The sequence below is a fragment of the Bradyrhizobium pachyrhizi genome, assembly GCF_001189245.1.
Lineage (GTDB): Bacteria > Pseudomonadota > Alphaproteobacteria > Rhizobiales > Xanthobacteraceae > Bradyrhizobium > Bradyrhizobium pachyrhizi.
This window is the reverse complement of record NZ_LFIQ01000072.1, coordinates 74,467-80,568: the sequence shown is the minus strand read 5'-3', so window position 1 is coordinate 80,568 and position 6,102 is coordinate 74,467. Positions and strand designations below refer to the sequence as shown.

Genomic DNA, 6,102 nt, shown 5'->3' with positions numbered 1-6,102 from the left:
TGTTGCACTTCGTTTGCGAACTCAGGGGACTCATAACCACCGAATTCGGTGATGAACGGGATCGCGGCCCCAGCGTCGCGCAACAACCAAGATTTGGGGTAATGGGTCCTGGCTTTCGCCAGGACGACACTGCGTGTGTTGCGCGATCTGTGAGTCACACATCCGCATCGGGTGACGGGGTTCGCAACGGGCCGATCCGCAACGTCGATCGGTTGACCCCGTTCATGCCGCATTCTTCGCCTGGCCCGGATCGTCGAGGGTCGGCTGGACCGGTCCGAGCAGGATGCGCCGCTGCATCTCGTCGAAGGCGAGGTTTGCGTTCTTCTCCCGTGTCACCAGCGACAGCAGGATCGCGACCGCAAAGGATAGCGGCATGCTGATGATCGCGGGATTGCGCAGCGACACGAACCACCATTGATGCTCGATCGTGGCGAGCGGCTTGCCGAGAATGTCGACCTGGATGGTCGGAGACAGATAGATCAGCACCAGCGAGCTCAGCGTGCCGACGAGGATGCTCGCCACGGCAGCAGGCGTCGTGAAGTGGCGCCAGGTGATGGCGAGCACGAGCGACGGGAAGTTGGCGGCGCAGGCGATCGAGAACGCAAGTCCCGCCATGAAGGCGACATTCTGGCCTTCGAACGCGATTCCCAGACCGATGGCGAGGATGGAAATCAGAACAGTCGCGACTCGCGCGACCTTGAGCTGCTCGGCCTCCGAAGCGGTGCCGTTTCGGATCACATTGGTCCAGGCGTCGTGGCAGAGCGTGGCGACGCCCGACAGTGTCAGCCCCGCGACGACGGCAAGCATGGTCGCGAACGCGACCGCGCAGATGAAGCCGAAGAACGCATTGCCGCCGACGGTGAGTGCGAGCAGGGGGGCTGCCATGTTGCCGCCGCCGCCGGCCTTGGCCACCGCCTCGGCGCCGACCAGCACCATGGCGCCGAAGCCGATGATGAAGACCATGAGATGAAAGACGCCGATCAGGCCGGTGGCATAGAGGATCGACAGCCGTGCGGCTTTGGAATCCTTCACCGTGTACGCCCGCATCAGCACATGCGGCATCGCGGCGGTTCCGAACATCAGGCCGAGCCCGAGCGAGATGGCATCCCATTGACCCGAGACCACCTTCGATCCCGGCTGCAGCACCCTGGTGCCGTATTTCTCGGACGCCGCGGCGAACAGCTTCAGCGGGTTCATGTCGAAATGGGTCAACACGAGGAGGGCGAGCAGGATGCCGCCGCCCATCAACAGCACAGCCTTGACCACCTGCACCCAGGTCGTCGCCAACATGCCGCCGAACAGCACATAGACCAGCATCACGCTGCCGACGACGATGACCGACCAGGTGTAGGGCAGGCCGAACAGCAGCTTGATCAGCGATCCTGTCGCGACCATCTGGGCGATCAGGTAGAACAGGATCACGGCAAGTGTACCGATGGCGCCGGCGAGGCGCACCGGGCGCTGGCGCAGGCGATAGGCCACGACGTCCGCGAAGGTGAAACGGCCGACATTGCGCAATGGCTCGACGATCAGGAACAGAATGATCGGCCAGCCGACCAGCCATCCGATCGAATAGATCATGCCGTCGAAGCCGTTCGAGGTGACGATGCCGGCAATTCCGAGCAGGGCCGCGGCGCTCAGGAAGTCTCCCGCGAGTGCCCAGCCGTTCTGCCACGGCGTGACCTGGCCGCCGGCGGCAAAGAAATGCTCGGTGGTGCGCGTGCGCCGCGCTGCCCAATAGGTGATCGCCAGCGTCAACGCCATGAAGGCGAAGAAGAACCCGATCGAAAGCGTGCTGCTGCCCATTTGCCTGTCCCCTTAGCGAAGCTCGCGAACGCCTGCGTCGAACACCCGGTTCGCCCACAGCACGTAGACCAGGCAGAGCACGAAGGAAGAGATGATGACGAGCGGGCCGAGCACGATGCAAAGGGACAGGCCGGGCATCAGGATGGTGCCGAGCAGCGGCTTGTCGAACGCGAAAAGCCCCATGAAGCCGAAATAGATCACGATCATCGCGACGCTCAGAACGAGCGCGACCGTCAGCCGCTTCTTGGCTAGTTTCTTGGCGAGCTTCTCGGTCTGTTTCTTGGCCAATGCGCCGCCGCTCGATGCCGGATCGGCATTGCCGGGAATAATCACGTTCATATCGGCCCCCTCAAAACTTCAGCGCGCTCTGCTTGCGCCAATCGGACGAGCTTCAGCCGGGGGCCGACGGAAGGGAATTATGGATTTTTGCAATCTGCCGTGCGTGGCTGCGGCACGACATCGGCCAGCGTGACCTGCATGTCCGGATCCTGCTTCAGGGTATTTTTAAGGAAGGCGCGGACGGCGCGGATGCGCGGAGCGAATTGCAGGTCGCTGTGGACATTGAGCCAGACCTCGCGAACGGTGCCGGCGAGAGCCGGCAGCACGGGTATCAGGTCGGGCCGGTCCCTTGTGGCAAAGCTCGGAAGCATCACGATGCCAAGGCCGCCCGCCGCGGCGTTCATCTGCGCGATCATGCTGTTGGAGTGGAAGGCGATTTTCGGCTCTTCGATGACGTCGGCGAGCCAGCGCACCGAATCGACCTGGATCAGGTCCTCGATATAGGACACGAACCAATGATCCTGCAGCTCGCGCAGGCTTGCGGGCATCCCATGGTGGTCGAGATAGTCCTGGCTCGCGAATAGCCCGAGCCGAAACTTGCCGATGCGCTCCGAGATCAGGCCCGGACCGGGCGGCCGGAAGAAGGACACGAACAGATCGGCCTCGCGCTTATGGACGTAGACCGTCTGGGCGGACGTGACGAGTTCGACGGTGAGCTGCGGCGTGGTGCGTCGCAGTTTGGCGAAACGCTGCGCCAAATAGAGCGAGGCGATCCCCTCCATGGTGGCGAGCCGCACGGTCCCGACGAGCTCCTGGGTGTCGCTGGCGCTGGCCTCCTCGCGGATGGCGATCACCGCGCTCTCGACCCGCTCGGCATGACGCAACAGCCGCTCGCCGACTTCGTTGAGCTTGAGGCCGGTGCGGTGGCGTTCGAACACCGCAACCCCGAGGGAAGCTTCCATTTGGGCGATGCGCCGGCTGACGGTGGAATGGTCGAGCCGCAGCCGTTTTGCGGTCTGGCTGAGATTGCCGGCGCGGGCGGCGCAGAGAAACACCCGCAGATCGTCCCAGTTGATCGTGTCGAACATGATCTGCCTCCAGGTTGCGGCCGTTGAGATTGCGGCCCTTGTCAGCAAAGCAATTCCCGTTCCAGCCGCGTGGCGGCTCCGATCCTTCGCAACCGACCTTGCGACAATTCCCATGCACGCCGGCAAGGCAGGGATGATACCGCTTCGCGCTGCTCATCCTAGAGCCTTCCGTTCCGGTTGGATCGGAACGGGGGCTCCAGATTTTTGTTTTGACGCGTTTTCTTCATGCGAACCGGTATCCACTTCGCTGGAAAACGCTCTGGCCGGGATTTTCGACATGCTCCCTCGTTTCAAGGCTGCTGCCGTCCACGCCGCGCCCGTTTTCCTCGACAGCTGGGCCACCACCGAAAAGGCGATCGCCATCATTCGCGAGGCGGCCAGGGCCGGCGCCGAGCTGATCGCGTTTCCCGAAACCTATATTCCCGCCTTTCCGGTCTGGGCCGCGCTGTGGCCTCCAATCGACAACCACGATCTGTTCGTGCGCATGGCGGAGCAATCCGTGCTGGCGGATGGACCGGAAGTGGCGCGGCTTTGCGCCGAGGCGCGCGCCCTCGGCGTCACGGTCTCGATCGGCATCAGCGAGCGCTCGGCCGTCAGCGTCGGGGGGCTGTGGAACTCGAACCTGCTGATCGGCGAGACCGGAGAAATTCTCATCCATCACCGCAAGCTGGTTCCGACATTCTATGAGAAGCTGGTGTGGTCGTCCGGCGATGGTGCGGGCCTCAAGGTCGCGGAGACGCGGCAGGGCCGGATCGGCGGGTTGATTTGCGGCGAGAATACCAATCCATTGGCCCGCTTCGCGCTGATGGCGCAGGGCGAGCAGGTGCACATTTCGAGCTGGCCGCCGATGTGGCCCACCCGGCGCCCGGCCGGCGGCGGCAATTTCGACAACGTGGCCGCCAACCGCATCCGGGCCAGCGCCCATTGCTTCGAGGCCAAGGTATTCGGGATCGTCACCGCCGGCTACATGGACCAGGCGATGCGCGCCTTCCTCATTGAACGCGATCGAACGATCGCCGACGTGATCGACCAGACGCCGCGTGCGGCGAGCTTCTTCGTCGATCCGACCGGCAGCGTCTTCGGCGATGGATTGCAGGACGAGGAGGGGATCGCCTACGCGGAGATCGATCTCAATCGCTGCGTCGAGCCGAAACAGTTTCACGACGTGGTCGGTTACTACAACCGCTTCGACATCTTTGGCGTGACGGTCGACCGTAGCCGATTGACCCCGGCTCGATTTCGCGATTCAGAGCAGCCAATAGCGGAAGCGCAAGACGCGGCAATTCTGTCGGTCGATGCCGACGCTGCATCGAATGGGCAGGGGCGCGACCTCCGGAGCTGACGAAGCGCTGGTGCTGCCTTATACAATCCTTCGTCCGCGTGCGGGACTCTACGCGGACATCGCGGTCCGGCACTCTCGATAGTCCGCAAACCTGCACCGTTGCCAACGCGGGAATGTATGGCTACGCTTTACCCTGGGTAGGCTGCCAAACGCTTCTTCGATCGGCCGGACGCTCATGCCAAAATTCCTTCGCATCGGAGTCCATCAGTCGAACGTTTCCGGATACACGTCGAAGGCATGGTGCATTCGACGGGCCGGCTCGACGGTTTTCCTGAAATGGGGCGCCGTGCAGGTTGATGGCGCGGGCGACGGGCGAAAGGTCTACTGGACGTTTCCACCGCAGGAAAAAACCATTCGCTGCCGCACGGTGCAGCGCGCCCAGGACTACACCAAGGCCGCCATCGCGCGGCGACGCAGCCATCGCTATGAGCCTCTGGCTGGGAATATCGCGAACCGGCGCCGAACCGTCGATCGGGACTCGCAGCTCAAGCAGGCGCTCGCCACGATTCTCTATGTCGATATCGTCCGATCCACCGAAAAGGCCGCGCGGCTCGGCGACACGCGCTGGGCGACGGTGATGAATCACTACTATGTCGCTGTGCGCAGGGAGCTGAAGGCCTTGCGGGGGAAGGAAGTCGTGACGACCGGGGACGGGTTGCTGGCGACGTTCCGCGCGCCGGCAGCCGGGATCCGTTGCGCGACCGCGATCCGCGAGTCCGTGCGCACGCTGGGGCTGGAGATCAGGGTCGGACTGCACGCGGGCGAATACAAGGTGAGCGGGGCGGAGGTGATCGGTCTTGCGTTTCACATCGGCGCGCGCGTCGCGGCGAAAGCACGGGCCGGCGAAGTGCTGGTCTCGAGCGCGGTCAAGGACCTGATGTCAAAGTCCGAAATCCGCTTCAAGGACCGCGGCGCGCACCAGCTCAAAGGCGTGCCGGAGCGATGGCGGCTCTACCGGGTTGAGCATTAGGACGTCCTGGGAACGCCGGTTACCGCCAGCGGCGGCTGGCCTCGCCGAAAGGCGTTAATGACGTATTGATGCGGTTAGCGACGTTTGCCGTCTGCGGTTTCATCGCTCTTAGGAGGCGACGAGGCAAAACACGCATCATGCGCAAACATGCCGCGACCATTCTGACCGGAATCTTTTGCAGCCTGGTGACGTACTTCAGCGTCGCACGACTCTACCAATGGGCCGAGACCGGACAGTTGGCGGTGCTGTCCCGGAAGGCACACGACCAACCTGAGTTCGTTTCCTGGGGCGACGATCGGCCCAGCTTCGTGCTGCTGTTCGCGCTCTATCTGTTTTTCCTCAAGAACGGACTGCACGGCATGCTGGTCACGTGCCGCGACGTCTGGCTGCGTGGCCGGGGATGGGAACCGTGAGCGCGCGGCTGATCGCTCGATTGATCAAGGTGCTGCTCGGAGGTCTTCTCACGGCCGGTCCGCCGCTCGTGTCGGTCGCGCGCGGCGACGAAACTTCGAGCATCAATGCACGACGCGAGGCGCTTCGCGAATGGAGCAGCCTTGCCAATGGACGCACGGACTTCGAAATTTCCGATGCGGCCTTGGTGCCAAGGATGCTCGCGC

At 63.4% G+C, this 6,102-nt stretch carries 7 protein-coding genes; 4 read left to right on the top strand and 3 right to left on the bottom strand.

Annotation, left to right across the window (positions count from 1 at the left end):
• Positions 1 to 222: 222 nt before the first annotated feature.
• The 3 genes from AKL29_RS14935 to AKL29_RS14925 all read right to left on the bottom strand — a co-directional run bounded on the left by AKL29_RS14935 (position 223) and on the right by AKL29_RS14925 (position 3,173).
• Positions 223 to 1,806 (bottom strand): solute symporter family protein, encoded by a 1,584-nt coding sequence (locus tag AKL29_RS14935; protein ID WP_050384719.1) that lies wholly within the window; start codon positions 1,804 to 1,806, stop codon positions 223 to 225.
• A gap of 12 nt (positions 1,807 to 1,818) precedes the next feature.
• Positions 1,819 to 2,145: a DUF485 domain-containing protein gene (locus tag AKL29_RS14930; protein ID WP_082190599.1), complete on the bottom strand. Its 327-nt coding sequence runs from the start codon at positions 2,143 to 2,145 to the stop codon at positions 1,819 to 1,821.
• A gap of 77 nt (positions 2,146 to 2,222) precedes the next feature.
• Positions 2,223 to 3,173, bottom strand: coding sequence for a LysR family transcriptional regulator (locus tag AKL29_RS14925; RefSeq protein ID WP_050384718.1), 951 nt, complete (start codon positions 3,171 to 3,173; stop codon positions 2,223 to 2,225).
• 277 nt (positions 3,174 to 3,450) lie between these two features.
• Here AKL29_RS14925 and AKL29_RS14920 point away from each other — a divergent pair, with 277 nt between their 5' ends.
• From AKL29_RS14920 to AKL29_RS43665, 4 genes are all read left to right on the top strand, one after another.
• Positions 3,451 to 4,515 (top strand): carbon-nitrogen hydrolase family protein, encoded by a 1,065-nt coding sequence (locus AKL29_RS14920; RefSeq protein ID WP_028332059.1) that lies wholly within the window; start codon positions 3,451 to 3,453, stop codon positions 4,513 to 4,515.
• Positions 4,516 to 4,690: 175 nt separating this feature from the next.
• Complete coding sequence (locus AKL29_RS14915; RefSeq protein ID WP_050384717.1) at positions 4,691 to 5,485, top strand: adenylate/guanylate cyclase domain-containing protein; 795 nt, start codon at positions 4,691 to 4,693, stop codon at positions 5,483 to 5,485.
• Between the two features lie 137 nt (positions 5,486 to 5,622).
• Positions 5,623 to 5,898: a hypothetical protein gene (locus AKL29_RS14910; protein ID WP_028332057.1), complete on the top strand. Its 276-nt coding sequence runs from the start codon at positions 5,623 to 5,625 to the stop codon at positions 5,896 to 5,898.
• Positions 5,895 to 6,102: hypothetical protein (locus AKL29_RS43665; RefSeq protein WP_193395214.1), on the top strand; the 208-nt coding region annotated here is incomplete at its 3' end. The genes AKL29_RS14910 and AKL29_RS43665, both read left to right, overlap by 4 nt.